At 64.1% G+C, this 26,545-nt stretch carries 24 protein-coding genes; 18 read left to right on the forward strand and 6 right to left on the reverse strand.

Annotated features, from left to right (window positions below; genetic code table 11):
* Positions 1 to 72: 72 nt before the first annotated feature.
* Complete coding sequence (locus tag NUH88_RS11910; protein ID WP_257766630.1) at positions 73 to 1,050, forward strand: DUF2333 family protein; 978 nt, start codon at positions 73 to 75, stop codon at positions 1,048 to 1,050.
* A 9-nt stretch (positions 1,051 to 1,059) separates the two neighbouring features.
* Here the strand turns inward: NUH88_RS11910 and phaR are convergent, their stop codons facing one another.
* Positions 1,060 to 1,749 carry a polyhydroxyalkanoate synthesis repressor PhaR gene (gene phaR, locus NUH88_RS11915; RefSeq protein ID WP_257766631.1) on the reverse strand — a complete coding sequence of 230 codons (690 nt, stop codon included), beginning with the start codon at positions 1,747 to 1,749 and terminating at the stop codon, positions 1,060 to 1,062.
* Between the two features lie 501 nt (positions 1,750 to 2,250).
* On the opposite strand from phaR, the gene NUH88_RS11920 reads away from it, so the two are divergent.
* The 5 genes from NUH88_RS11920 to NUH88_RS11940 all read left to right on the forward strand — a co-directional run bounded on the left by NUH88_RS11920 (position 2,251) and on the right by NUH88_RS11940 (position 7,252).
* Positions 2,251 to 3,552 carry an alpha/beta fold hydrolase gene (locus tag NUH88_RS11920; protein ID WP_257766632.1) on the forward strand — a complete coding sequence of 434 codons (1,302 nt, stop codon included), beginning with the start codon at positions 2,251 to 2,253 and terminating at the stop codon, positions 3,550 to 3,552.
* On the forward strand, positions 3,549 to 4,670 hold the full coding sequence (locus NUH88_RS11925) for an alpha-hydroxy acid oxidase (RefSeq protein WP_257766633.1): 1,122 nt from the start codon (positions 3,549 to 3,551) through the stop codon (positions 4,668 to 4,670). The genes NUH88_RS11920 and NUH88_RS11925 overlap by 4 nt, the downstream gene beginning before the upstream one ends.
* A 131-nt stretch (positions 4,671 to 4,801) precedes the next feature.
* Entirely contained in the window at positions 4,802 to 5,977 is a 1,176-nt protein-coding gene (locus NUH88_RS11930; RefSeq protein WP_257766634.1) for an acetyl-CoA C-acetyltransferase, read from the forward strand.
* A gap of 92 nt (positions 5,978 to 6,069) precedes the next feature.
* On the forward strand, positions 6,070 to 6,792 hold the full coding sequence (gene phbB, locus NUH88_RS11935; RefSeq protein WP_257766635.1) for an acetoacetyl-CoA reductase: 723 nt from the start codon (positions 6,070 to 6,072) through the stop codon (positions 6,790 to 6,792).
* Between the two features lie 58 nt (positions 6,793 to 6,850).
* The gene (locus NUH88_RS11940; protein ID WP_257766636.1) at positions 6,851 to 7,252 is read left to right on the forward strand and encodes a carboxymuconolactone decarboxylase family protein; all 402 of its coding nucleotides are present in this window, start codon (positions 6,851 to 6,853) and stop codon (positions 7,250 to 7,252) included.
* Between the two features lie 24 nt (positions 7,253 to 7,276).
* Here the strand turns inward: NUH88_RS11940 and NUH88_RS11945 are convergent, their stop codons facing one another.
* The gene (locus NUH88_RS11945; RefSeq protein WP_257766637.1) at positions 7,277 to 8,080 is read right to left on the reverse strand and encodes an N-acyl homoserine lactonase family protein; all 804 of its coding nucleotides are present in this window, start codon (positions 8,078 to 8,080) and stop codon (positions 7,277 to 7,279) included.
* 231 nt (positions 8,081 to 8,311) lie between these two features.
* Here NUH88_RS11945 and NUH88_RS11950 point away from each other — a divergent pair, with 231 nt between their 5' ends.
* On the forward strand, positions 8,312 to 10,324 hold the full coding sequence (locus NUH88_RS11950; RefSeq protein WP_257766638.1) for a methyl-accepting chemotaxis protein: 2,013 nt from the start codon (positions 8,312 to 8,314) through the stop codon (positions 10,322 to 10,324).
* Between the two features lie 18 nt (positions 10,325 to 10,342).
* Here the strand turns inward: NUH88_RS11950 and NUH88_RS11955 are convergent, their stop codons facing one another.
* On the reverse strand, positions 10,343 to 11,518 hold the full coding sequence (locus NUH88_RS11955; RefSeq protein WP_257766639.1) for an MFS transporter: 1,176 nt from the start codon (positions 11,516 to 11,518) through the stop codon (positions 10,343 to 10,345).
* 122 nt (positions 11,519 to 11,640) lie between these two features.
* Here NUH88_RS11955 and NUH88_RS11960 point away from each other — a divergent pair, with 122 nt between their 5' ends.
* Both NUH88_RS11960 and NUH88_RS11965 read left to right on the forward strand, forming a co-directional pair.
* Positions 11,641 to 12,402, forward strand: coding sequence for an AraC family transcriptional regulator (locus tag NUH88_RS11960; protein ID WP_257766640.1), 762 nt, complete (start codon positions 11,641 to 11,643; stop codon positions 12,400 to 12,402).
* A gap of 86 nt (positions 12,403 to 12,488) precedes the next feature.
* Positions 12,489 to 14,309, forward strand: coding sequence for a methyl-accepting chemotaxis protein (locus NUH88_RS11965; RefSeq protein ID WP_257766641.1), 1,821 nt, complete (start codon positions 12,489 to 12,491; stop codon positions 14,307 to 14,309).
* A 17-nt stretch (positions 14,310 to 14,326) separates the two neighbouring features.
* Here the strand turns inward: NUH88_RS11965 and NUH88_RS11970 are convergent, their stop codons facing one another.
* Positions 14,327 to 16,036 carry an adenylate/guanylate cyclase domain-containing protein gene (locus NUH88_RS11970; protein WP_257766642.1) on the reverse strand — a complete coding sequence of 570 codons (1,710 nt, stop codon included), beginning with the start codon at positions 16,034 to 16,036 and terminating at the stop codon, positions 14,327 to 14,329.
* A gap of 161 nt (positions 16,037 to 16,197) precedes the next feature.
* Between NUH88_RS11970 and NUH88_RS11975 the strand changes: the two genes are divergently transcribed.
* Genes NUH88_RS11975 through NUH88_RS11990 form a run of 4 tightly spaced genes read left to right on the forward strand, consistent with a single transcriptional unit; the run spans position 16,198 to position 20,702 of the window.
* Positions 16,198 to 16,923: an ABC transporter ATP-binding protein gene (locus NUH88_RS11975; RefSeq protein WP_257766643.1), complete on the forward strand. Its 726-nt coding sequence runs from the start codon at positions 16,198 to 16,200 to the stop codon at positions 16,921 to 16,923.
* Entirely contained in the window at positions 16,916 to 17,650 is a 735-nt protein-coding gene (locus NUH88_RS11980; protein WP_257766644.1) for an ABC transporter permease subunit, read from the forward strand. Before NUH88_RS11975 ends, NUH88_RS11980 begins: the two co-directional genes overlap by 8 nt.
* 1 nt (position 17,651) lies before the next feature.
* Positions 17,652 to 19,610, forward strand: a complete 1,959-nt coding sequence (locus NUH88_RS11985) for a GldG family protein (RefSeq protein WP_257766645.1) — start codon at positions 17,652 to 17,654, stop codon at positions 19,608 to 19,610.
* 9 nt (positions 19,611 to 19,619) lie between these two features.
* The gene (locus NUH88_RS11990) at positions 19,620 to 20,702 is read left to right on the forward strand and encodes a DUF4340 domain-containing protein (RefSeq protein ID WP_257766646.1); all 1,083 of its coding nucleotides are present in this window, start codon (positions 19,620 to 19,622) and stop codon (positions 20,700 to 20,702) included.
* A gap of 53 nt (positions 20,703 to 20,755) precedes the next feature.
* On the opposite strand, the gene NUH88_RS11995 is transcribed toward NUH88_RS11990, so the two are convergent.
* Complete coding sequence (locus NUH88_RS11995; RefSeq protein ID WP_257766647.1) at positions 20,756 to 21,553, reverse strand: delta-class carbonic anhydrase; 798 nt, start codon at positions 21,551 to 21,553, stop codon at positions 20,756 to 20,758.
* 162 nt (positions 21,554 to 21,715) lie between these two features.
* Positions 21,716 to 22,744 (reverse strand): trans-3-hydroxy-L-proline dehydratase, encoded by a 1,029-nt coding sequence (locus tag NUH88_RS12000; RefSeq protein ID WP_257766648.1) that lies wholly within the window; start codon positions 22,742 to 22,744, stop codon positions 21,716 to 21,718.
* Between the two features lie 134 nt (positions 22,745 to 22,878).
* Between NUH88_RS12000 and greB the strand changes: the two genes are divergently transcribed.
* The 5 genes from greB (at position 22,879) to NUH88_RS12025 (ending at position 26,531) form a co-directional block, all read left to right on the forward strand.
* A complete protein-coding gene (gene greB / locus NUH88_RS12005) occupies positions 22,879 to 23,433 on the forward strand; it encodes a transcription elongation factor GreB (RefSeq protein ID WP_257766649.1) in 555 nt (184 codons plus the stop codon).
* A gap of 28 nt (positions 23,434 to 23,461) precedes the next feature.
* Positions 23,462 to 24,433: an amidoligase family protein gene (locus NUH88_RS12010; RefSeq protein WP_257766650.1), complete on the forward strand. Its 972-nt coding sequence runs from the start codon at positions 23,462 to 23,464 to the stop codon at positions 24,431 to 24,433.
* A complete protein-coding gene (locus tag NUH88_RS12015; protein ID WP_257766651.1) occupies positions 24,430 to 25,113 on the forward strand; it encodes a gamma-glutamyl-gamma-aminobutyrate hydrolase family protein in 684 nt (227 codons plus the stop codon). Before NUH88_RS12010 ends, NUH88_RS12015 begins: the two co-directional genes overlap by 4 nt.
* A gap of 113 nt (positions 25,114 to 25,226) precedes the next feature.
* Positions 25,227 to 25,607: a carboxymuconolactone decarboxylase family protein gene (locus NUH88_RS12020; protein WP_257766652.1), complete on the forward strand. Its 381-nt coding sequence runs from the start codon at positions 25,227 to 25,229 to the stop codon at positions 25,605 to 25,607.
* Positions 25,608 to 25,610: 3 nt separating this feature from the next.
* Positions 25,611 to 26,531: an NAD(P)-dependent oxidoreductase gene (locus NUH88_RS12025; RefSeq protein WP_257766653.1), complete on the forward strand. Its 921-nt coding sequence runs from the start codon at positions 25,611 to 25,613 to the stop codon at positions 26,529 to 26,531.
* Positions 26,532 to 26,545 lie beyond the last annotated feature (14 nt).

Below are 26,545 nucleotides of genomic sequence, written 5' to 3' on the forward strand. Positions count from 1 at the left end.
TCCTCAAAGCGATTGCGCTCCGTTCAGATCCTTCCCATGTTTAGCGGGAAGTAGAAGGAGCGGAAAATACCGATGGCGCAAAAACACGAGCTCAACTGGGACGACGATGCTCCGGCTCGGCGGGCGCTGACGCCCTGGATCCCCCGTGCCGGCGGCTACGGGTTCGTTCTGCTCATTCTGGCCATCGCCGCCTATTACCTCATCGGCATGGCGCTGACCCACCGGATTTCCGACGATGTCGATCAGGCGCTGAGCGAGACTCCAGCCGGTGCCAGCCGCGCGGTGCAGATGGCGGCGGATCTGATCCATCGCGAGACGGAGCAGAATTCCTGGACCGCCAACAATCCGTTCTTCCTGCCGGGCTCGATGCTCGACAACATGCCGAATTTCCAGCAAGGCGTGATCTACGCAATCAGCCGTTTCGCAATCGAAATGTCCGACCAGCTTGGCCGGACACGCGGATCGAGCGAAGTGGACGGGGACCTGGAGAAGGCGGCCGGTCTGCTGAAATACCCGGGCACGATCTGGCATTTCGACTTCTCGACCACCTGGGCGCCGACGCCGCCGGCGGACCGGCAATATGCCGCCGCCCGGCGCTCGATGATTGCCTATAACGAGCGGCTTGCGGCCGGCGATGCGGTGTTCGAGCGGCGCGCGGACAATCTTCAGGCGACGCTGGAGCGCATGACGGCAGATCTCGGCTCGTCCTCGGCGGTGATCGACCGGCATCTGGAACAGGCCGGCGGCTGGGGCATCGATACCAAGGTCGACGACATCTTCTACAACGTGAAGGGCCGCCTCTACGGCTATTACATGCTGCTGCGCGAACTGGGCGTCGATTTCGAGCGCGTTATCCGGGACCGCGAACTGGGTGCCGCCTGGAACCAGATGCTCGACTCCATGCGCTCCGCCGCAGCGCTCGATCCGCTGATCATCATGAACGGCGCGCCGGACGGAATCGCTTTCCCGAGCCACCTGTCGGTTCAGGGCTTCTACCTGCTCCGCGCCCGTACGCAGTTGCGGGAGATCGTCAATATCCTGCAGAAGTGAGGACCGGAGCTACTTGCCCCCGTCCTTTTTCTGGTTCGCGGTTGCGGAACTGAGCGCCGAGAGTTGCTGCTGCAGCTGCACCACCTGTTCCTGCAGGTTCTGCAGCGCGTCGGTCGCTCCCTTCGCGACGTCCGCGGGCGATTTGGCGGAAGAGCTTTCCGGCGCTCCCGTTCCCTCGGCGTCCTGCGGGCGATAGGGATTGAACAGCCGCATGGTCTGCTCCAGCATCGCCATGTTCTGCTTGCCCATCTCCTCGAAATGGGAGAACGGGAACAGGCCGCCGAGCGCCTCCTGCATGTAGTCCCGGGTGCGGTCCTGCTCTTTCGAGAATGCGGCCATCGCGAATTCCAGATAGCGCGGCACGACCATCTGGAGGTTGTCGCCATAGAAGCTTATGAGCTGCCGCAAGAAACTGATCGGCAACATGTTCTGCCCCTTGGCTTCTTCTTCGACAATGATCTGGGTGAGCACCGGGCGGGTGATGTCCTCGCCGGTCTTGGCGTCGTAGACCACGAAATCCTGACCGTCCTTCACCATCTGGCACAGATGGTCGAGGGTCACGTAACTGCTCGTCGCCGTGTTGTAGAGACGCCTGTTGGCGTACTTCTTGATCGTGATGACCCCGGAGGCATCCTGAGCCGATCCTTGGGCTCCCGTGTCGGGGGTATTATGGGCTGCCCGTTTACGCTGAGTTGCCATGCCGGATTCCCTCTTGCTTCCACCCTTTTTGGACCGCGGTGTTTTCCCGCACCGCGGAAATTGGCGATTTTGCATCGCACAGCGGAAAAGCCTATTCGGAAATTCCTTCGTTGCAATGCGAAATATTGCGACGATCTTTCCGGCAATTGAAATTTTACCGCGGCGATTGCAGAAACCGGGCAGGTCGTTCAGGATTTGCCGCGCACTGCACGGGCGCTCGAAAGCGGCGGACAAATTACGGTTCGGGACGGATGCCGAAACAAATCGACTATGATGCTTTGGCTCGCAGTTTTCTTGATCTGTGGCAGGATCAGGCGAGCCGCATGGCACGCGATCCCGAAATGCGGGCGATGGGCGAGCAATGGATGTCGATGTTCATGCCATTCGTCCACGCTTCGGCCACCCGGCAGGAGCCGGAGCCGCGCCAGGAGGGTTTTTCGCCGGACTACCGTGCCGGCGGTTCGGGCCGCGCCCGGCGCGCGGGCGGAATAGGAGACGCGAGTGTCGACGACGGGAATGGCAGCAGACAAGGCGGCGGCGCCGAACCGGCTGGGACCGCGCCCGCTGCCGCTGTATCTGACGACCGCGATGCTGAACTGGAGCGGCTCGCGGCTCGCGTCCGAGAGCTTGAGGAGCGGCTTGCCGGCCTGGAATCCCGCCCTCGAGAGCGTTCAGCAGGATCTGGAACGGCAGCTGAGAGACAGCGCCGAGGCGATAGCCGGAAGCGGCGCCTCTGACAATTCCGACGAGAAATCCGCTTGGCACGATTTCGTCGCCGCAGTGGACCGGGCGATCCTGGAGCGCAGCCAGGATCTGCTCGATGCGATCCGGATCTACCGGCGTCATCCCTATGCGAGAGAGGTTGAGCCGGCGCCGGTCGCGTGGAGTGCCGGAACCACAACGCTTCTCGATTACGGCACCCGCAATCTGGACGGTCCCCCGGTCCTGGTCATCCCATCCCTGATCAACCGGTTCTATGTACTCGACCTGAAATCCGACCGCTCCCTCCTGCGCTATCTCGAAGCGCGGGGCTTCAGGCCGTTCGTCATCGACTGGGGCCGCCCCGGCGACGACGAGGCGCGCTTCCACATGACCGATTATGTCGCCGGTCGGCTGGAGGAATGCCTCGATGCGGTCCGGGCGATCACGGGGCAGCCGCCGCTGGTGCTGGGCTATTGCATGGGCGGCCTGCTTGCGCTCGCTTTGGCAGCACGGCGACAGCAGGATATGCGCGCGCTGGGTTTGCTGGCGACACCGTGGGACTTTGCAGCGGGGGCGCCACCTGTCGCTTCTTTCCTGCCGCTGATCCGGCCGATGCTGCTGATGGCCTCGGACCAGGGGCGGACGATCGGCACCGATCTGCTGCAGGCGCTTTTCCACATGCTCGACCCGATGCTTGTCATCAAGAAGTTCCTGCGGTTCGGCGAGCTCGAGGCGGATGGCGCGGAGGCGGAGGATTTCGTTGCGCTGGAGGACTGGTTGAACGATGGCGTGCCGCTGTCCGGTCCGGTCGCCGCCGAGGCGTTGCTCGGCTGGTATGGTGAGAACCTTCCCGGCCGCCAGCTCTGGCGGATCGCCGGACGGACGGTGTTGCCGGGCGACATAAACCTGCCTTCGAAGGTCATCATCCCCTCGCGGGACCGGATCGTTTCGCCGTCCTCGGCGGAGCCGCTCGGAGAGCTCTTGCCGCATGCCGAAACTCTGCATGTGCCGCTCGGCCATGTGGGCATGATGGCAAGCACGAATGCGAAGAAAGCGGTCTGGGAACCGCTCGGAGCGTGGATGGAGGAGTACGCACAATGACTATCGCGGTGACCGGCATGAACGAGGCGGACAACACGGATCCGAGCGAACGGTTCCTGTGCCTGCACGAGTTTGTCGCGGCGGCGGAGGAGAGGCTCGACAACAATATCTGGAACTATCTGCGCGGTGCGACCGAAACCGAAACGACCGCGAAACGGAACCGGCAGGCGCTGGACAGCGTCGCGTTCCGGCCGCGGGTCCTTAACGATATGCGCGAGGTATCGGTCACCGGGCGGTTTCTCGGCAGAGAGATGGAGTTGCCGGTGCTGCTCGCGCCGGTCGGTTCGCTTGAGAGTTTCGAGTCCGGCGGCGGCAAGACCGCGATGCGGGCGGCGGCCGGTTTCGGAAATGCGCTGATGCTGAGCAATGTCGGCACCATTCCGATCGAGGAAGTGTCGGCGACAGCCGACGGACTGTTGATCTCGGCGCTCTACAAGCGCGGCGACGACGCTTGGCTCGACGAGCAGGTCCGGCGGGCGAAGGATGCGGGTTGCTTCGCTGTCTCGCTCACGGTCGACAGCGCCTATTACAGCCGCCGAGAGCGCGATATTGCCGCGCGCTTCGTAAAGCCCTGGCGGGCCGGAGCGGGCGCGGACTGGCAGGCGGCGCTGAACTGGAAAGACGTGGAGCGTTTCAAGGAGCGCTACGACCTGCCGTTGATCCTGAAGGGTATTGCCACGGCGGAAGACGCCGCGATGGCGGTCGAGCGCGGTGTCGATGTGGTCTATGTCTCCAATCATGGCGGACGCCAGCTCGATCATGGACGGGGGGCCCTCGATGTCCTGCCCGAAGTGGTGGACGCGGTGGCCGGGCGGGCCGAGATCGTCGTCGATGGCTCGATCCAGCGCGGGACGGATCTGGTGAAAGCGATCGCGCTCGGTGCCAATGCGGTCGGCATGGGCCGGCTGTTCTGCTGTGCGCTGGCGGCCGGTGGCGAAGCGGGCGTCGTACGGATGTTGTCGTTGCTTCGGGACGAGGTGCGGACCGCCGTCGCGCTGCTCGGGGTCAATTCGCTCTCCGAGGTCGGGCCTCGGCATGTGCACGCGGCGGCGCCCGTCAGGGAGGCGAGCGTCTTCAGCGCATTTCCGCTGTTATACCCCGAGACGACACAATTTTGATCTGGCGCAAAGCCGTGGTCATGTATTGCTTGTAAGACGTTCCGGTATGACGGAGCGTCTGAGAGGGACCCGCCGGAAGGCGGTCCCACCTTTGGCTAGGAGCGCCGGGGCCGGCGCGAGGGAGAGACACTATGACCGAAGTGGTGATTGCCGGGGCCGCACGGACCCCGATCGGGGCGTTTGGCGGCGGCCTGAGTTCACTTTCCGGTGCCGATCTTGGCGTCATCGCCATCAAGGAGGCGCTCAGTCGGGCGAAGGTCCAGGCCGAAGAGGTCGACGAGGCGATTCTCGGGCAGGTGCTGACTGCGGCGGCGGGTATGAATCCGGCGCGCCAGGCGGCGATCGGGGCCGGCATTCCGAAGGAGCGCACCGCGCTTACCATTAATCAGGTCTGTGGTTCCGGTCTGCGTGCCGTCGCTCTCGGCGACCAGGCGATCCGCGCCGGCGACAGCAAGATCGTCGTCTGCGGCGGCCAGGAGAGCATGAGCAACGCGCCGCACGCTCAGAGCCTGCGCAACGGCTACAAGATGGGCGACGTCCAGCTGATCGACACCATGATCAAGGACGGGCTCTGGGACCATTTCAACGGCTACCATATGGGCAATACGGCGGAGAATGTCGCCGCTCAGTGGCAGATCACCCGCGAGGAGCAGGACGCCTTCGCTCAGGCCTCCCAGGCGAAGGCTGAAGAGGCGCAGAAAGCCGGCAAGTTCAAGGATGAAATCGTTCCCGTAACGATTGCGACCCGCAAGGGCGAGACGGTCGTCGATACCGACGAGCACCCGCGTCATGGCACGACTCTGGAGGCGCTGGCCAAGCTGCGTCCGGCCTTCTCCAAAGAAGGCACGGTCACGGCCGGCAACGCTTCCGGGATCAATGACGGCGCGGCGATCACGGTTCTTATGACCGCAGACGAGGCGGTGAAGCGCGGCATCACCCCGCTCGCGCGGATCGTTTCTTTCGCCACCCGCGGCGTCGATCCCTCGATCATGGGCACCGGCCCGATCCCGGCGAGCCGGGCCGCTCTGGAAAAGGCCGGCTGGTCTGCCGACGATCTCGATCTGGTCGAGGCGAACGAGGCCTTCGCCGCGCAGGCTTGTGCCGTGAACAAGGACCTCGCCTGGGATCCGGCAAAGGTCAATGTGAACGGCGGTGCGATCGCGCTCGGCCATCCGATCGGCGCCTCGGGCTGCCGCGTGCTGATCACTCTGTTGCACGAGATGCAGAAGCGGGATGCCAAGAAGGGGCTCGCCACGCTCTGCATCGGCGGCGGCATGGGCGTCGCGCTTTGCGTCGCCCGCGACTGATACTGGACAACCGGATTGGACTCGGAACCGGAGGGGCCGGTTCCGTGTTCTGCCAATCTGTGCGTGACTGAAGGAAAAAAACGGAGGGGACAATGGGACGCGTTGCAATCGTTACGGGCGGAACCCGGGGTATCGGTGAAGCCATCAGCCTCGGTCTGAAGGAAGCGGGCTGTACCGTCGCGGCCAATTATGCGGGCAACGACGAGCGGGCGAAGGCCTTCACCGAGCGGACCGGCATCAAGAGCTACAAGTGGGACGTCTCGGATTTCGAGGCCTGCGCCGCCGGCGTACGCCAGGTCGAGGCCGATCTCGGCCCGGTCGACATCGTTGTGAACAACGCCGGTATCACCCGCGACGGCACGATCCACAAGATGGATCACAAGATGTGGCAGGACGTGATCGATACCAATCTCGGCGGCTGCTTCAACATGTGCCGCAATGTGATCGACGGCATGCGCGAGCGCAAATTCGGCCGCATCGTCAATATCGGTTCGATCAACGGTCAGGCAGGCCAGTACGGCCAGGTGAACTACGCCGCCGCCAAGTCCGGTATCCATGGATTCACCAAGGCGCTGGCGCAGGAAGGTGCGCGCTACAACATCACCGTGAATGCCATCGCGCCGGGTTATATCGATACCGACATGGTCGCCGCGGTGCCGGCGAACGTGCTGGAAAAAATCGTCGCACGGGTGCCGGTCGGCCGCCTCGGCCATGCCGACGAGATCGCGCGGGGCGTGGTCTTCCTCTGCGCCGACGATGCCGGATTCGTCACTGGATCGACCATGTCGATCAATGGCGGCCAGCACATGTACTGATCCGGCGGGCGGGCCGTACACCGGCCCGCCGCCCACCTGGAAACCTGGAGAATTAGCGATGAGCGCAACGGTCACGCCGGTGGCGTACGAGGATGCGTCGGACGAGGTGCGCGCGGTCTATGACGACATCATGTCCAGCCGAAACATCGATTTCGTGCCCAATGTCTGGCGCACTCTGGCGAGCCATCCGCCGACCCTGGCGCGGGTTTGGTACGGTCTGGAGGAAATCATGGCGCCGGGCGCGCTCGACGCCCGGACGAAGGAGATGATCGCGGTCGCGGTCTCGGCCACCAACGGCTGCGAGTATTGTATCCGCTCCCATACCAGACAGGCGCGTGGCCACGGCATGACCGAGGAAATGTACGGCGAGCTGATGGCCGTGATCGGCATGTTCAACCAGACCAACAAGCTGATCGAGGGCTACCAGGTCGAGGTCGACGACTTCCTGAAGGAAATATAGGTCCCGGGCTCCCGTCCCGGATCGTCAGGTCTTCGGCATCACGTCCAGCCGGACCACCGCGCCTTCCAGCTCAGGTGAGGGCGCGGGGTAGTAATCCATCACCAGCGGGTCGTGCCCCGGAACGATATGGTCCGGGCTGTCCGCCAGCAGTTCGATGGTGTTGAAGCCGTTCATCATCGCGCCGAGGTCGTAGCAGATCACGAAGGGCTTGCGCTCGCGGATGTTCTCGTAGAAATGCGCGCAGTCCGAGGCGAGCACGACCCAGCCGCGCTCGGTCCAGACGCGCACGCACATCAGGCCCGCCGAATGGCCGCCGATCTTGTGGATCGAGACGCCCGGCGCCAGTTCCGCGTCGCCGTCATGGAACTTCGCCTGTCCGCCATAGATCTTGCGGACCATCGCGACCACGTCCTCGACCTCGAACGGGCGCTGGATCGCCTCGAAACACATGCAGCGGCCGGTGGCGAACGCCATCTCGGAATCCTGGATATGGAAGGTGGCGTTCGGAAATTCGCCGATGCCGCCGGCATGGTCGTAATGCATGTGGGTGAGGATGACGTCCTCGACCGATGCGGCCTCGATACCGAGCAGTGCCAGGGCCTCTGTCGTGGAGCGCAGCAGCGGCGCCCCGCGCTTCAGCGAGGCGACCTCGCCGAACCCGGTGTCGACGACGAAGGTTCTGTTCTGGTTGCGGATGACCCAAACGAAGTAATCGAGCGGCATCGGGACGTCATGCGCGTCCGCGAACACGAAGTTCTCGTTCCGCATGCGCTTGGCATTGTGCGCATACCGTATGGCGAAAACCTCGTAGACTTCCTTACCGCTCATTCCCGTCACTCCCCTATACTTCGTTGCTTGTCCGAATTGTTTTGGGCAGCAGAGCACGTCGTGGCATTGCATGGCGAGAGAAAATATGGGAGAAATCCAGATAATAATTGAAAATCAGTAATTTAGAGCATTTTCATTAAATGTTTTAGACCTGATCGAATCAATGAACGGTATCTAAAAATAAAACGCGTAATACCGGCGCTAAGACCAGCAACGGAGGAGACGGGAGAAATGTTCTCCAAGTTCAACGACATGAAGTTCGGCGTGAAGCTGCTGATCGGCATCGGGGGCATATTGATGCTGCTGGTCCTGAGCAGCCTGGCCTCGTTTTTCGGCCTCTGGGAAGCTGGCAAAGCGTTGTCGCGCTATGAAATCCTGACCGGCCAGGCCGGCCAGGTGACGAGCGCACGGGCCGATCTGTTGCTGGCCGATAGCAGCGTGAAGCAGTTTGTCATCGACGGCCGTGAGGAATCCGCCGACTCCGCGCTTTCCAAGATCTCCGCCGTTCGTCGCGATCTCGAGGTTGCGGAGAACAGCGCGCAGACGGATCGCCGGCGCGAGAGGATGGCAAGTATCCAGACCGGTCTCGGGGAGTATCGAGCCGCGTTCGACACGGTCGTCGAAATCCGCCAGAAGCGGGACGTCGCCATCGGCGAGGTCAACCGGCTCGGTGCCGGACTGGAGCAGCAGCTCTCCGATATCATGGCGGAGGCAAACGAGGCTTACGATGCGGAAGCGGCATATAAGGCGGGCCTCGTGCTTCGGAGCATGCTGATCCAGCGTGCCGACTTGAACCGATACCTGCTCGATAACGACCCGGAAACATTCAAGCTTGTCGAAGCAGAAATCGAGCCGCTCGCTGTCGCCCTTGAGGATCTCATCGGCAATCTTCAGTTCGGACAGGACGAGTCCCTTATCAAGGCGTTGCAGGATCGGGTGGCGGCTTACCAGACTGGTCTGACAACGGTGCGCGACCTGTTTGTCTCTCTCAATAGCGTTCTTGAGGAGCAGCTGAAGCCGGCGGGCGATGCTATTCTCGCGTCCTCCGAAGAGGCGAATGTCGCGATCCGCGACGAGCAGGACGCGCTTGGCTCGGAGGCATTGCAGGGCATCGAGAACACGGAGATTTTGACCGTGGCGGTGACCGCGGTCTGCGTTCTGCTCGGTCTTGTGGCTGCCTTTGTCATCGCGCGCGGAATTTCGCGGCCGGTTAAGGCCCTGACCGAGATCATGGCACGGCTCGCGGACGGCGACTCGAGCACGGAAGTGCCGATGACGGAACGCGGCGACGAGATGGGGGAGATGGCCAAGGCCGTCATGGTATTCCGCGAGGGCATGTTGCGGAACGAGGAGCTGCAGCGGGAAAGCCAGGAGGCGCAGGAGCGCCGGGAGGTACGCACCCGCAAGATCGAGGAACTGACGCGCGATTTCGACAGTACCGCGTCCGAGACCCTCAAATCGGTGTCGGACGCGGCGGAGACGCTACGCGGTTCCGCCAACAGCCTGACCGAGACCGCGGACCGTTCCAGCAATATGGCCGGAATGGCATCCTCGGCGTCTAACCAGGCGACGGAGAACGTGCAGACCGTGGCGAGTGCGGCCGAGGAGCTCTCGGCCTCGATCACGGAAATCTCGCAGCAGGTCACGCGCTCGACCCAGGCCGCCGACAAGGCGGTCTCGGACGCGGAGCAAAGCCGTCAGCTGGTCGGCCGGCTTGTCGACAGTTCCGCCAAGATCGGCGAGGTAGTGAAGCTGATCACCGACATTGCCGAGCAAACCAACCTGCTGGCACTGAACGCCACCATCGAGGCGGCCCGCGCCGGGGAGGCCGGTAAGGGATTCGCGGTCGTGGCGAGCGAGGTGAAGAATCTCGCCAATCAGACGGCGCAGGCAACCGACGAGATCGCGAGCCAGGTGCAGACCATTCAGGACGATACCCAGGAAACCGTTTCCTCGATCCAGCAGATCGCGGAGCAGATCGAGGAGATCAACACGATCTCCGCCGGTGTCGCCGCGGCGGTCGAAGAGCAGAGCGCGGCAACCCAGGAAATCGCCCGCAACGTGGCGGACGCGGCGGCGAGCACCGGGAGCGCCAACGAGAATATCGGCGGGGTCAGCGACGCGACGCGCGAGACCACGGCGATTTCCGGCGAGGTGCTGAGCGCTTCTGAAATGGTCTCCGCCAAGTCGAGCGACCTGGACCAGGTCGTGCAGCGCTTCCTGGCGGAGATGCGGAAGGTCTGACGCGGCGGACCGCGCGGCTTACTCTGCCGCCGCGACGGTCGCCGGCCGGCGGCCGGGGAGAAGCATCACGGTTGCGGTGATGATCGCGGCGGCGGCCGCGCCGGTCAGGAACATCGCCGGGAACCCGCCGCCTTCGTCATAGAGCCAGGACAGGCCCGGCACGACGGCGGCGGAGACCGTGAAGGTGAGCACGTATTTCACCGCATAGACCCGTCCGCGCCAGCGGTCCGGCGTGTAGCGCGCGACCAGCGTGTCGTTGATCGGGATCTGGCCGAACACCAGCACCATCACCGCCGCCGACGCGGCCACCATGGCCCAGCCATCGAGATTGACGGCGATAAAGAGGGCGGCGGCCTGTCCGGCGGTGACGGCCAGGAAGATCGGCTTGATCGCGTGGCGGTCGATGGCGCGGCCGACGACGATCTGCGAGAAGGCGGCGGCAGCGTATACCGCGCTGGCGATCGCGCCGATCTCGGTCGCGGAGAAGGCAAAGCCGGCAAGCCGGTCGTCGAGCACCTTCGGCAGAGCGACCGTCATGGCGTTGAAGATAAAACCGCCGATCGCCGCCGAGATGCCGATAACCAGCAGAACGCGTTGCCAGCCGAGCGCCGGCGGGCCGTGATCCGCGCTCTTCGTCGCCGCGCTCTCGGGCGCCGGCGACGCACCGAGGCGGCTCCAATAGAGTCCGGCGCAGATAGAAACCGCACCGAGCAGGAAAAAGGCGGCGCGCCAGCCGGCGAAATCGGCGAAGGCGCCGATCGCTAGCGCCGAGGCGGCCACGCCCATATTTCCCCAGACGCCGTTGACGCCGAGCCGCCTGCCCACATTGCCGCCGCCCTTGGCGACCATAGCGATGCCGACCGGATGATAAATAGCCGCGAAGACGCCGAGGAGCGTGAGGCTGGCAGCGAGATGCCAGTAAGAGTCGGCCAGTCCCGTCAGGATGCTGGCGCCACCGATGCCGGTGAAGAAGATCGACATCATGCGCTCCCGGCCCCAGCGGTCGCCGAGCCAGCCTGCGGGCAGCGAACAGGCGCCGAAGGCGATGAAACTGCCGGTGGCCAGAACGAGTACGGAGCCGTAGCTGTCCCCGATATCCGCCGCGGCCAGCGCCGCGACCGCCGGAAACAGCAGCATGAACAGGTGGTCGAGCGCGTGCCCCAGATTGAGCAGCAGCAAACGGCGCGAATTCATCGAACTCCTCCCAAAGTGGCTGGTCAAAGGATTGCACAGCCCTTACCGTCTGTCTTGCGATGAAAAGTCAGAAAATATCTGCAAACGGACAAATTTCCCCTATTCGGGCGGCGCTGGACGCGTTGCCTGCGGACTCGCCGCAAATCGTCGTGCTAGGGGCGTTTTTCGCGGCGGGGCACGATACGGGCCTGCACGACCATGACCGCGCGCAGTTCGTGCATGCGAAGAGCGGCATGCTGCAGGTCTGGACAGAGGACGGGCAATGGTCGGTGCCGTCCGGGATGGCGGTCTGGGTCCCGGCCGGCGTGACCCATCGTGTCCGCGCGGTTGGCGATGCGGAGTTTCTCTCACTCTATATTCGACCCGCAGCCCCCGGAGAGCGTGACGTCCCGGTGCCGGATCGCTGCGTCGTCTGCACGGTGCCGCCTCTGGTGAGGCAACTCATCCAGCGCTTGAGCGCTCTTGCCGAAGGCGGCGACCCGGCCCGGGCGGCGCGTGTCGCCGATGTGTTGGCCGACGAACTCGGCGATCTCGAACGCACCGATCTGCATCTTCCCATTCCGTCCGATCGCCGGGCGGCCGGTGTTGCCCGTGCTCTGCTCGACCATCCGGGGGACGATCGCAGCATCGCGGCCTGGGGACGCGAAGTCGGGGCGAGCGGGCGCACCTTGACCCGCCTGTTCCTGGCGGAGACCGGAATGAACTTTTCGGAGTGGAGAGCGCGTTGCCGGCTGATCGCGGCGCTCGAGCTGCTCGCCGCGGGGACGAGCGTGACCTCTGTCGCGCTGGAAATCGGCTACCAGAGCCCCAGCGCCTTTGCCGCCGCCTTCTCCCGCACCTTCGGCATGGTGCCGCGAGAATATCGAGGAGGTAGAATAGGTTAGGAACGATTAAGCGTTGCCCATAAACCAATCGTTAAGTGTCGAATGAGATTATCGTCGGTCTCAGTCTGGCTCCGGAGCAGATAGAAATGTTGAATAACTATTCCATCAGGGCGCGTATGTTCGCGATTTTGGCGATCAGCATCGCCTTTCTGATCGCGCTTGCGGCCTTCTTTTCCGTGCAACTGCGCTCCATCGGGGACGAGATCGAGGAGATCGCCGAACTCGACGTGCCGATGACGGCGATGCTGACTCGGGTCACGACCCATCAGCTCGAGCAGGCAATCCATTTCGAGCGTGCGGTCCGCTATGGCGAAGAGATGAACAATTCTGCGCTCGCGGACGATATCCGGAAGAAAGCCAGAGAGCATTTCGCCCGCGAGGTCGAGGCGTTCCTGAAACACTCCAAGCTGGTCGACGAAGAATCCGAGGCCGCGCACGGGATGCACGACATCGCGGTCGAGCGCACGCTGAACGAGGCGGCTCTCGCACACTATGACAGGGTCGACGAGCGGATTGTCGCGATCTCGGCGGCGCACAAGGAATACGACGCGCATGTCATGGAACTCGTCGGGCGGCTCGAAGCCGGCGAATCGGGCGCCGACATCCTGCAGGCGATCGAGCTCGTGGCCGAGGAGGAAAACGTCTTCATCCGCGATCTGGAGGAGCTCAACCAGTCCGTCATCGCCTTCACCCGGCAGACCGCTGTCAGCGCCGAGGAACATGAGCATCAGACAGAACAGATGCTCCTGATCGCGACGGCGCTCGCGGTTCTCGTCAGCGCCGTGCTCAGCATTCTCGTCGCCAATTCCATCCTCGGTCCGATGAAGGTCGCGGTCGGTCTCATCGACAAGGTAATCTCCGGTGACACCGCCATCAGCGTTCCGTCGGGATACCGCGCGGAGATGGGACGGCTGATGGAGGCGGTTCAGAAGCTGCGGGATTCCACGGCGGAGATCGCTGAAGCGCGTGCCGCGCAGGAAGAGGCCGAACGCGCCGCCGCAAGCCAGCGCAATGCGTCGCTGAACGACATGGCCAACACCGTCGAGATCGAGACCAACACGGTCTGGGAGAAGGTGCAGGGCGAATCCCAGCACCTGAACGACATCGCCGAGCAAATGTCCGGTTCGGCGCAGAGCCTCGGGGAAAACGCGACCGCGGTGAGCGCGGCGTCGGAAGAGTCCCTCGTCAATGCCGAAGCGGTGGCCTCGGCGGCGGAGGAACTGGCGGCTTCGATCACCGAGATCGCGAGCCATGTCGATCAGAGCGCCGAGATCGCGCGGTCCGCGGCTTCCCAGGCCGAGAACTCACGAGCCGTCGTCGAAAGCCTCTCTGAGGCCGCGAACAAGGTTGGCGAGGTGGTCGGGCTGATCAACGACATTGCCGAGCAGACCAATCTGCTGGCGCTCAATGCCACGATCGAGGCGGCCCGCGCGGGCGAGGCCGGCAAGGGGTTTGCCGTCGTCGCTTCGGAAGTGAAGAACCTGGCCACGCAGACGCAGAATTCGACCGCGTCGATCACCGGCGAGGTAAACCGTATGCAGGAGGTAACCTCCGAGGCCGTCCAGACGATCACTCACATCATCGAGACGATCGCGAGCATCAACGAGAAGAGCGACGAGATCTCGGCCGCGGTACAGAGCCAGGATCAGGCAACCCGGGAGATCGCCAGCAACGTGACAGAGGCGGCCGCCGGAGCGCGCGAGGTTTCCGAGCGCATCTCGGTGGTGTCCCGGGATGCCCAGGGCGTCGGTTCGCTCTCGGGAGATGTATCGAGCGCGACCCAACTCCTGGGCAAGCAGGTCGAGCAGCTCAAGGCGACGGTTATCCGCGTCGTGCGGACGGCAACGCCGGAAGTCGACCGCCGCTCGAAATCCGTGCCGGTCGCGCACGACCGCCGGAAGGGTTAAGCGTCACGGACGGCCGTTCAGTCCGCTCTGTGCGGATCCGGTAGTTCGGCCGCATTCTCGATCAGTCGCACGTGGACGCGTTCTTCGCGTCCACGTGCGCTGATTTCTACAGATTCTCCGTTTTCCATCTCCATCCCGGCCGCCGCGATGACGGCTTCCGAGAGGATCAGCTGTACGCCGTGCTCCTTGGTGAGCGCTTCCAGGCGGCTCGCCGTATTGACCGTATCGCCGACGGCCGTGAGCCCGCGTGTCGCCCGGTAGCCGAGTTCTCCGACAATCGCGGGGCCGCCATGGATGCCGATGCCGATGCGCAGCGGCTCGCTCAGATCCGGCGCCAGGCTCTCGTTCAGCCGCTTCAAGTTCTCGCCCATCCCCCGGGCGGCGGCGATCGCATTCCGGGCGCCCGTTTCGATGCCGCGATCGATCCCGAAGAGCGCCATGATCCCGTCGCCGATGAACTTGTCGATCCGCCCGCCGGCGGCCTCGATCGCATGCCCCATCTCGGAAAAGTAACGGTTGAGAATGAAGACGGTATCGTAGGGCAGGCGCTGTTCCGTCAGCTTGGTGAAACCGCGGATATCGGCGAAGAGCACGACGATGTCCCGTTCCTGCCCGGCAAGATAGTCCGGCCGCGCGCCGGTATCCTCGACGCTGGCCTGGGTCGGCGGCAGCAGTGGGGTCACCTCGATATCGGTTTCCGGATAGGTCTGGCAGGCGAGGCGGACATTGTCCGGCGCTCCGACCCGATGCAGGACCCGGGCTTCCAGTTCGGAAGGCGGCGGCAAAGAGCGGAGGCCGGCGCCGATCCTGACCCGGCAGGTCGAGCACCGGCCGCGGCCGCCGCAGACCGATGCGTGCGGGATCCCGGCGAGCTGGCTCGTTTCGAGAATGCTGGCGCCGGCGCGGTGTCCGACTTTCTGGCCCGTATGGTAGGTCAGTGTCACGTCGGGTTCGCTCCGCTTCAAAAGAAAGAGCCGCACGGACCGGGCGGCGAAAGCCATTACGACCAGGCCGTAATAGCCGTACTCCGCCGCGTCGACGACGAACAGTGCCTGCTTCAGATCCGCCCCGCGCGGGAGCTCGAAGGAGGCGACCGTATTGGCGAGCCAGGCCCGGTCCTCGGCCAGCCGGATCACCTCCATTCCCGAGGCGACGTGACCGGCGAGGGACAGCGTCGGCACGATCACGGCGAGCACCAGCCAGAGCGGCAGCAGCCGCCGGTACTCCGGCTTGTACCGGAGCCAGAGATGCAGGCCGATACAGCCGTGGATCCAGGCCGCGAGCAGCAGCACCGTCTGGTTCAGCGCGTAATGCGGCACGAACTTCCAGACCGTGAGCTGGACATAGAGATAGGACGGATCGGCGCCGAAGAACTCGTCCAGAACCCGGGTTCCGACGGTGTGATTGATAAGGAAGACGGGAATTGTGAGGCCGAGCGCGAGCTGAGCGATCTCGGCCCGGCGCATGTCCCGCAGCGAATCGCGACGGTAGATCGCGAACAGCGCAACGATGAGGTGGATGGCGAAACCGCCATAGAGGGCCGCGGTGGCCGGCGGGCTGTGCCAGACACGTTTGAACCAGGTCCCACTCTCTTGCAGCAACTCGATCGACAGGATGCCGACGGCATGGTTGAGAAGATGTGTCGCGACATAGACGAAAAGAATCAGGCCGGAAATCGTTCGGGCGCGGCGCCAGAGGGGGGTGTTCTGGCCGCGAGGTCTCGTCATAGGCGCGCTCAAGAACTCGCTCCGGATGTCCGCGTCAGCCCAAAAGATATTAGATAGGATCGCCTTAGAAAAACCCAATTCTTTGAATCTTCTCAGAGATCGGGTACATGGCTGGGGTTGGGGAAACTCGCTGCTGTAGATAGGGACCAAGTTCGCAAGAGATGAGCGCGTTACTATCGATCCAGAAGCTGACCAAGCGCTTCGGACCGTTCACGGCCGTCGACGGCCTCGATTTCGAGGTCGGCCGCGGCGAGGTGCTCGGTTTTCTCGGCCCGAACGGGGCCGGCAAGTCCACGACAATGAAAATGATCTCGGGCTTCCTCGCACCGAGTGCCGGGACCGCGGTAGTCGCCGGACATGACGTGTGCAAGGCGCCGCAGGCGGTGAAGGCGGCGATCGGCTACCTGCCGGAAGGCGCGCCGGCCTATCCGGACATGACGCCGCTCTCCTTCCTCTCTTTCGTTGCCCGGATCCGCGGTCTGCCGGACGGCGATGTCGGAGACGCGGTCGAGCGTGTGATCGCGCAGACCCGGCTCTCCAATGTCGTGCTGCAGCCCATCGAGACTCTCTCGAAGGGTTACAAGCGGCGCGTCGGACTGGCGCAGGCACTGGTGCACGATCCGGAGGTGCTGATCCTCGACGAGCCGACGGACGGTCTCGATCCGAACCAGAAGCACGAGGTCCGCAACCTGATCATGAGCATGGCGGCGGAGAAATGCATCGTCGTCTCGACCCATATCCTGGAAGAGGTCGACGCGGTCTGCAGCCGGGCGATGATCATCGCCCGCGGCCGCGTCCTCGCCGACGGCACACCGGAAGAGCTGAAGGCCCGCTCCGGCGCCGCGAGCCTCGACGACTATTTCCGCGAGGTGACCGGCCATGCGTAACATCGGCCTTATCTTCCGGCGCGAGTTCGCCGCCTATTTCGCGACCCCGCTCGCCTATATCTTCATTGTGATCTTCCTGGTCATGGCGGGCACGCTGACCTTCTTCGTCGGCGGCTTCCTCGCCCGCGACCAGGCCGATCTCAGGCCGTTCTTCGGCTTCCATCCCTGGCTCTATCTCTTCCTCGTGCCGGCGCTTTCCATGCGGCTCTGGGCGGAGGACCGGCGGCTCGGGACGATCGAGCTCTTCCTGACCCTGCCGATCACCATGTTCGAGGCGGTGGTCGGCAAGTTCCTCGCCGCCTGGGCCTTCACCGGGGTCGCGCTGGCGCTTACCTGCCCGCTCTGGATCAGCGTCAATTATCTCGGCAACCCGGATAACGGCGTGATCCTCGCCTCCTATATCGGCAGCTACCTGATGGCGGGCGCCTATCTCGCGATCGGCTCGCTGGTCTCGGCGACGACCAAGAACCAGGTGATCGCCTTCGTGGTGGCAGCCGCGGTTTGTTTCCTCTTCACCGTCGCGGGCTCGCCGATCCTGCTGAACTATTTCGAGAACTGGGCGCCGGGCGGGCTCGTCGAGGCGATCGCGAAATTCGGCTTCCTCACCCATTTCGACGCGATCCAGCGGGGCGTGATCGACCTGCGCGACCTGATCTTCTTCGGCTCGACGATCGTCATCGCGCTGATCGCGAATGCCTATGTGATCGACTGGAAGAAGGCGGAATAGGATGCGCGCGCTCCACACCCTCTTCAGCCAGAGCCGTATCGCCGTCACCGCGCTGGCGCTGCTGCTGATCCTCTTCCTTGCGCTCAACATTCTGAGCGCGAACCTGTTGACCTCGACCCGTCTCGATCTGACGGAGGAGGGGCTTTATTCGCTCTCGGACGCGACGGAGACCCTGATCGAGAACATCGAGGAGCCGGTCACCCTCAAATTCTATTACTCCCAGTCGCTCGGCCGGAACGTGCCGTTCTACGGCATCTATGCCGGCCGGGTACGCGACCTGCTCGGCGAATACGAAGCGCGCTCCGGCGGCAAGATCAGGGTCGAGATCTACGACCCGCAGCCTTTCACCGAGCTTGAGGACCGCGCGGTCGCCGACGGCCTGCAGCAGATCCCGCTGCAGGAGGGCGGCGAGAATGTCTTCTTCGGTATCGCCGGCACCAACCTGACCGACGACCAGGAGGTCATCCCGTTCCTGCAGCCTGAGCGGGAAACCTTCCTCGAATACGATATCTCGCGCCTGATCCATGCGCTGGCGACGCCGAAGCGCACCGTCGTCGGGATCGTCACCAGCCTGCCGATGGACGGCACGGTCAGGATGAACGCGATGGGCCAGCAGACGCCCGTCCCGCCCTACGTGATCGCGGACCAGATCGGGGCCACCTACGAGACCCGTTATCTCGACGCCGACCTGGAAAAGGTGCCGGAGGACGTCACCGTCCTGATGCTGGCGCATCCGGGCGAGCTCGGCGAGAAGGCGCAGTTCGCCATCGACCAGTTCCTGCTCGGCGGCGGCAAGGCGCTGATCTTCGTCGACCCTTATTCCGAGTCCGAGGGCGGGCAGGCGCAGTTCTTCGGCCGCAGCGCGCCGGATTCGAGCGACCTGCCCATCCTCTTCGAGCATTGGGGAGTGGACTACGACCCCACCAAAGTCGCGGCCGACCGGCTGACCGCGCGCAAGGTGCAGCCGGGGCAGGGGCGCCGTCTGGTGGATTATGTAGCCTGGCTGGAGCTGCGCGGCGGCAATATCGACAAGAGTTCGCCGATCACCACCAATGTCGACACGATCGCGGTGGCGAGCGCCGGCCATATCGCGCTTGCGGAGAATGCCCGCGTCCGCATGACGCCGCTGGTCTCGACCTCCCTCGGCTCGATGGAACTCGATGCCGAGCAGGTGAAAGGCATGCGCACGCCCGAGACGCTGCTGAAGAACTATCAGCCGGGGGCGAGTTCCTTCGTCGTCGCGGCGCGGCTGACCGCCGACGCCCTGACGACGGCATTTCCTGACGGCCCGCCGACGCCAAAGTCCGCTGAGGGCGAAGAGGCGCCGAGCGAAGAGACCGGCGCCGCCTACAAGGCCCAATTCCCGACCGTGCTATCCGAAGCCGCTGTGCCGCTCGATGTGATCGTGGTGGCGGACAGCGACGTGCTGGCCGACCGCTTCTGGGTTCAGGTGCAGCAATTCTTCGGCCGCCGGGTGCCGGTTCCGGTTTCCGGCAACGGCGACTTCGTATTGAACGCGCTCGACGCGCTCTCCGGCAGTTCCTCGCTGCTCGGCCTGCGCGGCCGCGGTTCGACCGCCCGCCCCTTCGAGGTGCTGGACCGGATCGAGCGCGAGGCGGAAAAGGAATACGCGGCGCAGGAAGAGCGGCTGCAGAAGACGCTGGCGGAGACGGAGCAGCGCTTCGAGCAGCTGCGCCGGGGCATGCCGGAAGGCGCGGCAGCCATCGTTTCGGATTCGGAACGGGCGGAGATCGAACGCTATCGACAGGAGATCCTGCGCATCCGCAGCGAGCTGCGGGCGGTGCAGCGCTCCGTGCGTGAAGATGTGGACCGGCTGGAGAGCGAGCTCTGGTTCTACAATATCGCTTTGGTCCCGCTCCTGGTGACGGTCCTGGCACTATTGCTGGCGCTCTGGCGGACGATGCGACGGCGTCGCCGTCTGCATGCGGCGGCGGGCTAGGAGGGACCGATGCTGAACTTGCGCACCCTCGGAATACTTGCCGCCGTGACCGGCCTGGTCCTGCTCGGTGCCGTGGTCGCCGTGATCCTCCGCCAGGACGCGACGGTGACGGCTTTGCAGGACGCTCCGGCCTTCCCCGGTCTTGAGGCGCAGATTCCGGATATCGCCCGGATCGAGATGTCCTGGAACAAGGAGGGCGCGGTCGAGCAGGTGACGATCGCCCGCGAGGAGGGTGTCTGGCGGATTCTCGAACAGGGCGGTTATCCGGCCGATACCGGCAAGGTGCGCGATTTCATCCTCTCGCTGTCGGAACTGAAACTGGTCGAACCCAAGACCGCCGACCCGGCGCGCTATGACCGCCTTGGCGTTGCCGACGTCACCGAAGCCGGGTCGGAAGCGACCCGCGTCCGGCTGCTCGGACCGCAGGAGGATGTGCTCGCGGATGTCCTGATCGGCAGCGAGCGGGCGAGCGGAACCGGCGCGCCGATGGTCTATATCCGCCCCGGAGACGAGACGCGTTCCTGGCTCGCGCTCGGCCGGTTGGACGACGTACAGCGGGTGACGTCCTGGACGGAAAATACCGTGATCGACATCGGCGCCGACCGGATCCAGGAGATCCATCTGACCGGTCCGGACGGCAAGGTGCTCGAGATTCGTCGCACCGGCGAGGGCGAGAAGCCGTTCGAGCTGATGAACATGCCGGAAGAACGCGAATTCGCGACCTTCTACACCATGAACGAGATCACCGATGGGCTGGCCAGTCTCGTTTTCGAGGAAGTGCGCTCGATGGGCGAGATGGCGTTCGAGCCGTCGCTCGGCAATGCGATTTACCAGACCCGCAGCGGTCTCACCGTGATTGTCGATTTTGCCGAGACGCCCGGCACGGACGGTGAGATAGAGACTTGGGCACATTTCTCTATCAATGTCGCCCCCGACGCGACGGAAGAGGCCAAGAGTTTCGCCGACGCGCATGCCCAGCGCCTGTCGCAATGGGCCTACCGGCTCTCCGACAGCCGTCTGCAGCGGCTCCGCCATACGCTCGAAACGGCGACCAAGCCGGCCGAAGAGAAACCCGACGCGCCGAAAGGCTAGGCGCCCGGCCTGATCCGGTATCCCCGATGCGATAGCCGCGCGGTTATCGACCGCTACTCGATCTTCGAGAGTAGTTCCGGCGCAGTCACGAGCTGACGCACGCCGTGCGATTTCGTTTCCTTGAAGAATCTGTCGTTTTCGGCCCAGCGATAGATCGAGTTGATATCGACCTTGGCGCAATTCGGCCGGACGCTCCAGGTCACTTCAAGGGGCGAGCATTTCGCCTCCGTGAAGCTGGGGCCGGTGGTCGATCCCCTGAATACGACCGGGGTTCCCGTATTGCCCGGAATGGCCTTCGCCTGATGGAGGCCGTTAACAGCCGTTCCGCGATAGTCGAAGCTGGTGAAATCGAGTGCATTCGGGTCGTTCACGACGAGGAACACCTGTGCCTCGACCCGAAGCTGCGGGTTGTCGCAGCCTTTCGGAAGGCAGGATCCGAGCCCGTGGGCCGGCACCGCGTCACAGGTCGTGTGTACCCAGTGAACCTCGATCGTATCGCCGGGCTTCACGTGGCTGAACGCGCCGCCGCCGGCGGGCATGGCCAGTTCTGCCGCGGTCAGGCTGGCGCTCTCGTTGCACTGGTAGCGTCCGTAGGTGCCGCTACCCGCGAAAACCGCGTATCCGGGACCTTTGTGCTCCGCGTTCGTATGGGTATGGATGTCGCAGAGATTCATTTCGGACGCGGCCGGTGCCAGCGCGAAGGTGCGGGTGTTTTTGCCGTCCAGCCGTGTGATATCGCGCGGCGTCTGCGGACCGTAGCCCTGACAGAGCTCCTCGGCCGTCGAGCATCCGGCCAATCCGGCGACGGCGAGCAGGACCGCCGCGCCGATAACTGAAGTGACCTTTTTCATCTTTGGACCTTTACCTCCCGAACGGCATTCGGACCGTCTGGATCTCATTGCAGGTCCTTGCGCCGCATTTACGACGTTGCGTCATATTATCTTGTGACAGGATAAAGCATTCGTCCTGTAAAAATCTACTGTCAGTAGAAAAATATAAGGAAACACGATGCTTCAGGTAGACGGCCATGTATCGGTGATCCGGTAGCCGCGCGGCCACGGATCGCCCGGATCGAGCAGATATTGATGAGTACCGGTAATCCAGGCGCTGCCGATGATCGAGGGAATGATGGCCGGCACATCGCCGAGCGGGCAGGTCTCCTCGATCCGCCCGGAGAATTCGGAGTCGATGATCGACCGGGCGGTCAGCCGGTCGCCGACGCCCATGCGGTCCGTCGCGTGCAGCAATGCCATGCGGGCGGAGATCGCGGTGCCGGTCGGCGAGCGGTCGATCTTTCCCGGCTCGATCGTGACCGCATGCCGGGTCTGCAGTCCGTTCGCTGTTTCCTCAAGAGGGCCGGCAAAGAGGCAGAAGGAGATGTGCTTCCAGTCGGGATTCGTCGGATGGGAAAAACCGATCTGTTCGGTGGAGGCCTTTGTGAGCCGCGCACCGAGATCCGCGAGATCGCGTCCTTCGTCCGGACGGAGCGCAAAGCCGAGCGCTGCGGCGTCCACGACGACGAAACTGTCGCCGCCATAGGCGGTCGAGACGGCGAGCGTGCCATGCCCCTCGACCTCCATTGGCACTCCGATCCTGTCCGCGAAGGAGAGATGGTTGCGCACGGTGATACGCTCCGCCTTTCCGTTCCGGCAGGCGGCCTCGACCGCGACCACACCGCCCGGCGCCTCCAGCATGAAACGGGTGACCGGCTCTTCCATCGGCACGATGCCGGTCTCCAGCAGCACGGTGGAGACGCAGATCGCGTTCGAGCCGGACATGGGCGGTGTATGCACCGGCTCCATGATGATCCAGCCCATGGCGGCGCGCGGATCCTTCGGCGGGACCAGCAGGTTCACATGCCGGAAGACGCCGCCGCGCGGCTCGTTCAGCATAAAGTCGCGCAATTCCCCGTTCTCCGCGATCCAGCGTGACTGCTCCCAGAGCGTCCCGCCCGGCGGCGGCGCCACTCCGCCGACGATCACGTCGCCCACCTCGCCCGCGGCATGGCAGCCGACGACATGGATCTGTTTCTTGCTTTGCATCGGAAAGGTCCGCTACCAGATCGACATCCGGAACAATTAGCGCATGGCGGCGTTGAGTCTGGCAATTGGCCAATGCGTGTGCCTGCGCGTGATCTGCTAGACTTGTCCGGGATAGTGAGCAGAGTTGGCGGGAAATGAGTAAGGCCTTCGTCAAGGAAAGCGACGCCGATTTCGAGGAGGAGGACGAGGTTCCCGACCCGTCCCCGAAAGGCGTCAAGAACTACATCACGCCGCGCGGTTTCAAGGCGCTGCAGGACGAGCTGCGTCAGCTCCGCCGGGTCGAGCGGCCGAAGATCGTCGAGATCGTCTCCTGGGCGGCCGGCAACGGCGACCGTTCGGAGAACGGCGACTATATCTACGGCAAGAAACGGCTGCGCGAGATCGATCGCCGCATGCGGTTCCTGCTGAAGCGGATGGAGGCGGCGGAGATTGTCGACCCGCTGCAGCAGCCGAACAAACACAAGATCTTCTTCGGTGCCACGGTGACTTATGCCGACGAGGAGGACAACGAGCGCACGGTCCGCATCGTCGGCGTCGACGAGGCCGATCTGGAGCGGGGCGAGGTCAGCTGGGTCTCGCCCATCGCCCGCGCGCTGCTGAAGGCGGAGGTCGGCGATCTGGTCGAAGTCCGCACGCCGCGCGGCCCGCAGGAAATCGAGGTCGTCGCGATCGTCTACGAGGAACGCTGACGCCGGCCATCGGAAAGGACAGCGAAAGATGCAGCAGCCGAAGGCGCCGCCCCGGCAGGTCAACAAGGACGGAGACGAGCGACGTGTCGGCGTCGAGCTGGAATTCGCCGGCCTCACGGTCGAGGAGACGACGCGGCATCTGCATGCCGAATTCGGCGGTACGGTCGAGCGCCGCGATGCGCACCGAAACATCCTGAAGCACCCGAATTGGGGCGAGGCGACAATCGAGCTCGACCTCCAATACGTTCATCGCAATGACCGGGAGGGCGAGGCCGAGAAATTCGGCTTTCTCGACGTCCTCGATTTCTCCGATGCGGTCAGGGCGCGCCTCGGCGATGCGCTGACCGGTCTCGTTCCCGTCGAAATCGTCTTCCCGCCCATCGCCTGGTCCAAGCTCGGCGAATTGAACGCCGTCTTCGAGGTGCTCCGCCGTCACGGGGCGCTCGGCACGCGGGAAAGCCCGCTCTACGCTTTCGGCCTGCATCTGAATGTCGAGGTCGCCACCGGTTCCGCCGCGGAAATCCTCGACACGCTACGCGCCTACATGGTCATGGCCGACAGCCTGCACGAGGAAGTGGACGTCGATCTGACGCGCTGGGTCCTGCCGCACGCGGACCGGTTTCCTGATCAATACGCAAAAAAAATCTGCGCGCCGGACTATCCGGCGGAACTTTCCCGCATGATCGACGATTATCTGGAGATGAACCCGACACGGAACCGCGAACTCGACATGCTGCCGCTTTTTGCCCATCTCGATTCCGGGCGGGTCAAGGCGCGCATCTCTGACGCTCTGGTCAAGCCCCGACCGACCTACCATTACCGGCTTCCGAACGCGGATCTCGGAGATCCGGACTGGTCGGCTGCGACCGAGTGGAACCGCTGGGTCGCGATCGAGGAATTGGCCGAGGACAAGGACCGCCTCAAGGATGCCACCTCTCATTTCCTGAACGAGGATCGTGGCCTCGGCGCCCGCCTGCAGCGCTATCTCGGTCTCAAATGAGCGAGTCCGCACGGCCTCTCATCGGCATATCCACGTCGAAAAGAGCCGGCCGTATCCCGCTCGCTTTTCATCATCTTGCGGTCTGGCGCGCCGGCGGGCGCGGCGTGCGCCTCGGCCCCGGCCGCCCGCTCGACGCGGAGGCGCTGGACGGGTTGATCATCGGCGGCGGCAGCGACCTCCATCCGACGCTCTATGGCGGCGAGGTCGCGTTGGAGGAAGGCATCGACGAGGAACGCGACGCTTTCGAACTCGACCTTCTCGACCGTTTCAGAGACGGCAAGCGGCCGGTGCTCGGAATCTGCCGCGGCGCGCAGATCCTCAATGTGTATTTCGGCGGCTCCCTGCACGAGGAGATCTCCGAGGCCTATCCCGGCGCCCGGGCGCGCCGCACACCCCTACCGGTGAAGCGGATCGAGATCGACGAGGGCACGCGGCTGCGCGAGATGCTCGGTGTCTCCTGGTGCAGGGTGAACAGCATCCATCACCAGTCGGTCGACCGGGTGGGCGAAGGGCTGCGGGTTTCGGCCCATGACCGCCGCGGCATGGTGCAGGGGATCGAGAGCGTGAACGGACAGCTATTCTTCGGCGTTCAGTGGCACCCGGAATTCCTTGTCTTCAACCGCTCGCAGCAGCGTCTCTACCGCGCCCTGATCCGCGCCGCCGGACCTCTTTGCGACTGATGCCCGCTCTTGCCGTTTGCCGCAGCGGCTCGTGCCGAGGGGCCGCTGGTCAGGCCCGCTCCCGCTGACTAGTCTCGTATACAATTTCCGAATGACAAGGGAGGAGGACCCCGATGGATTTGGACCAGATGTTCGAACAGGGCATGGAGACCCGCAAGAAGGTGCTCGGCAAGGAATATGTCGAGAACAGCTTCAACAACGCGGACGAGTTCTCGATGATCCTGCAGAAGTTCGTCACCACGCATGCCTGGGGCGCCTGTTGGGGCCGGGAGGGGCTGGATCTGAAGACCCGCTCGATGCTGAACCTCGCCATGCTTTCCGCCATGGGCCGCGAGCACGAGCTGCGCCTGCACCTGGTCGGCGCGCTGAACAACGGCGTCACCAAGAACGAAATGGCGGAGATCTTCATCCAGGTCGCGACCTATGCCGGCTTCCCGGCCGCGGTGACCGCGTTCAAGGTCGCCCGCGAGGTCTTCAAGGAACAGGGTGTCTGAGCGATGAGCGGCGAAAAGAAGCCGGTGATCGGCTGGATCGGTCTCGGCATGATGGGCTGGCCGATGGCCCGCCACATGGTCCAGGCCGGCTACGACGTGCGCGTGTTCGATCTCAAACCCGAGGTTTCCCAGCGATTCGCCGGCGAAATCGGCGGCGAGGTGGCGCCGACGCTTGAGGCGCTCGGCGCGGCCTCCGACATCGTCGTCACCATGTTGCCGGACGGCAAGGCCGCCCGCATGGCGCTGATCGACGGGGCGGACAACGCATCTAAGGGGATGAAATCCGGCGCGGTCGCCATCGACATGAGCTCGTCGGAGCCGACCGGCACGGTGGAGCTCGGCGCGGCGCTGAAGGAAAAGGGCATCGCGCTTTGCGACGCACCGGTCTCCGGCGGCACCTGGCGGGCCGAGGAAGGCTCGCTCGCGATCATGCTCGGCGGCGGCGACGCGGCGGCGCTCGACGCGGCGGAGGCGATCATGGGGCCGATGAGCCGGGTGGTGATCCGCACCGGCCCGCTCGGCTCCGGCCACGCCATGAAGTGCCTCAACAACTATCTCTCGGCCATCGCCCTCAGCGCGACCAACGAGGCGATTCTCGTCGGCGCCAAGTTCGGCCTCGACCCGAGCGTGATGATCGACGTCATCAACGTCTCGACCGGGCGCAGCAACAATACCGAGACCAAATTCAAGCCCTCGGTGCTGACCCGCAAGTTCGACGCCGGTTTCGCCACCGCGCTAATGACCAAGGATGTCGGCATCGCCGCCGGTCTTGCAGAGGCGCAGGACCAGGACATGCCGATCCTTAAACTGCTGACCGGCATCTGGCGCGACTTCAACGAGGCCCATCCCGGGAGCGACCATTCCGCTTCGATCCAGTACTGGGAAGAGCGGAACGGGGAAAAGCTGGAGCCAACGAAGGGCTGATTCGGACGAGTTCG

This window comes from Nisaea acidiphila, from assembly GCF_024662015.1.
GTDB lineage: Bacteria > Pseudomonadota > Alphaproteobacteria > Thalassobaculales > Thalassobaculaceae > Nisaea > Nisaea acidiphila.

Coding starts and splice junctions, on each gene's coding strand:
- NUH88_RS11910 (WP_257766630.1), top strand. CDS start 73: ATGGCGCAAAAACACGAGCTCAACTGGGACGACGATGCTCCGGCTCGG.
- phaR (WP_257766631.1), bottom strand. CDS start 1,749: ATGGCAACTCAGCGTAAACGGGCAGCCCATAATACCCCCGACACGGGA.
- NUH88_RS11925 (WP_257766633.1), top strand. CDS start 3,549: ATGACTATCGCGGTGACCGGCATGAACGAGGCGGACAACACGGATCCG.
- NUH88_RS11930 (WP_257766634.1), top strand. CDS start 4,802: ATGACCGAAGTGGTGATTGCCGGGGCCGCACGGACCCCGATCGGGGCG.
- phbB (WP_257766635.1), top strand. CDS start 6,070: ATGGGACGCGTTGCAATCGTTACGGGCGGAACCCGGGGTATCGGTGAA.
- NUH88_RS11940 (WP_257766636.1), top strand. CDS start 6,851: ATGAGCGCAACGGTCACGCCGGTGGCGTACGAGGATGCGTCGGACGAG.
- NUH88_RS11945 (WP_257766637.1), bottom strand. CDS start 8,080: ATGAGCGGTAAGGAAGTCTACGAGGTTTTCGCCATACGGTATGCGCAC.
- NUH88_RS11950 (WP_257766638.1), top strand. CDS start 8,312: ATGTTCTCCAAGTTCAACGACATGAAGTTCGGCGTGAAGCTGCTGATC.
- NUH88_RS11955 (WP_257766639.1), bottom strand. CDS start 11,518: ATGAATTCGCGCCGTTTGCTGCTGCTCAATCTGGGGCACGCGCTCGAC.
- NUH88_RS11965 (WP_257766641.1), top strand. CDS start 12,489: ATGTTGAATAACTATTCCATCAGGGCGCGTATGTTCGCGATTTTGGCG.
- NUH88_RS11970 (WP_257766642.1), bottom strand. CDS start 16,036: ATGACGAGACCTCGCGGCCAGAACACCCCCCTCTGGCGCCGCGCCCGA.
- NUH88_RS11975 (WP_257766643.1), top strand. CDS start 16,198: ATGAGCGCGTTACTATCGATCCAGAAGCTGACCAAGCGCTTCGGACCG.
- NUH88_RS11980 (WP_257766644.1), top strand. CDS start 16,916: ATGCGTAACATCGGCCTTATCTTCCGGCGCGAGTTCGCCGCCTATTTC.
- NUH88_RS11985 (WP_257766645.1), top strand. CDS start 17,652: ATGCGCGCGCTCCACACCCTCTTCAGCCAGAGCCGTATCGCCGTCACC.
- NUH88_RS11990 (WP_257766646.1), top strand. CDS start 19,620: ATGCTGAACTTGCGCACCCTCGGAATACTTGCCGCCGTGACCGGCCTG.
- NUH88_RS11995 (WP_257766647.1), bottom strand. CDS start 21,553: ATGAAAAAGGTCACTTCAGTTATCGGCGCGGCGGTCCTGCTCGCCGTC.
- NUH88_RS12000 (WP_257766648.1), bottom strand. CDS start 22,744: ATGCAAAGCAAGAAACAGATCCATGTCGTCGGCTGCCATGCCGCGGGC.
- greB (WP_257766649.1), top strand. CDS start 22,879: ATGAGTAAGGCCTTCGTCAAGGAAAGCGACGCCGATTTCGAGGAGGAG.
- NUH88_RS12010 (WP_257766650.1), top strand. CDS start 23,462: ATGCAGCAGCCGAAGGCGCCGCCCCGGCAGGTCAACAAGGACGGAGAC.
- NUH88_RS12015 (WP_257766651.1), top strand. CDS start 24,430: ATGAGCGAGTCCGCACGGCCTCTCATCGGCATATCCACGTCGAAAAGA.
- NUH88_RS12020 (WP_257766652.1), top strand. CDS start 25,227: ATGGATTTGGACCAGATGTTCGAACAGGGCATGGAGACCCGCAAGAAG.
- NUH88_RS12025 (WP_257766653.1), top strand. CDS start 25,611: ATGAGCGGCGAAAAGAAGCCGGTGATCGGCTGGATCGGTCTCGGCATG.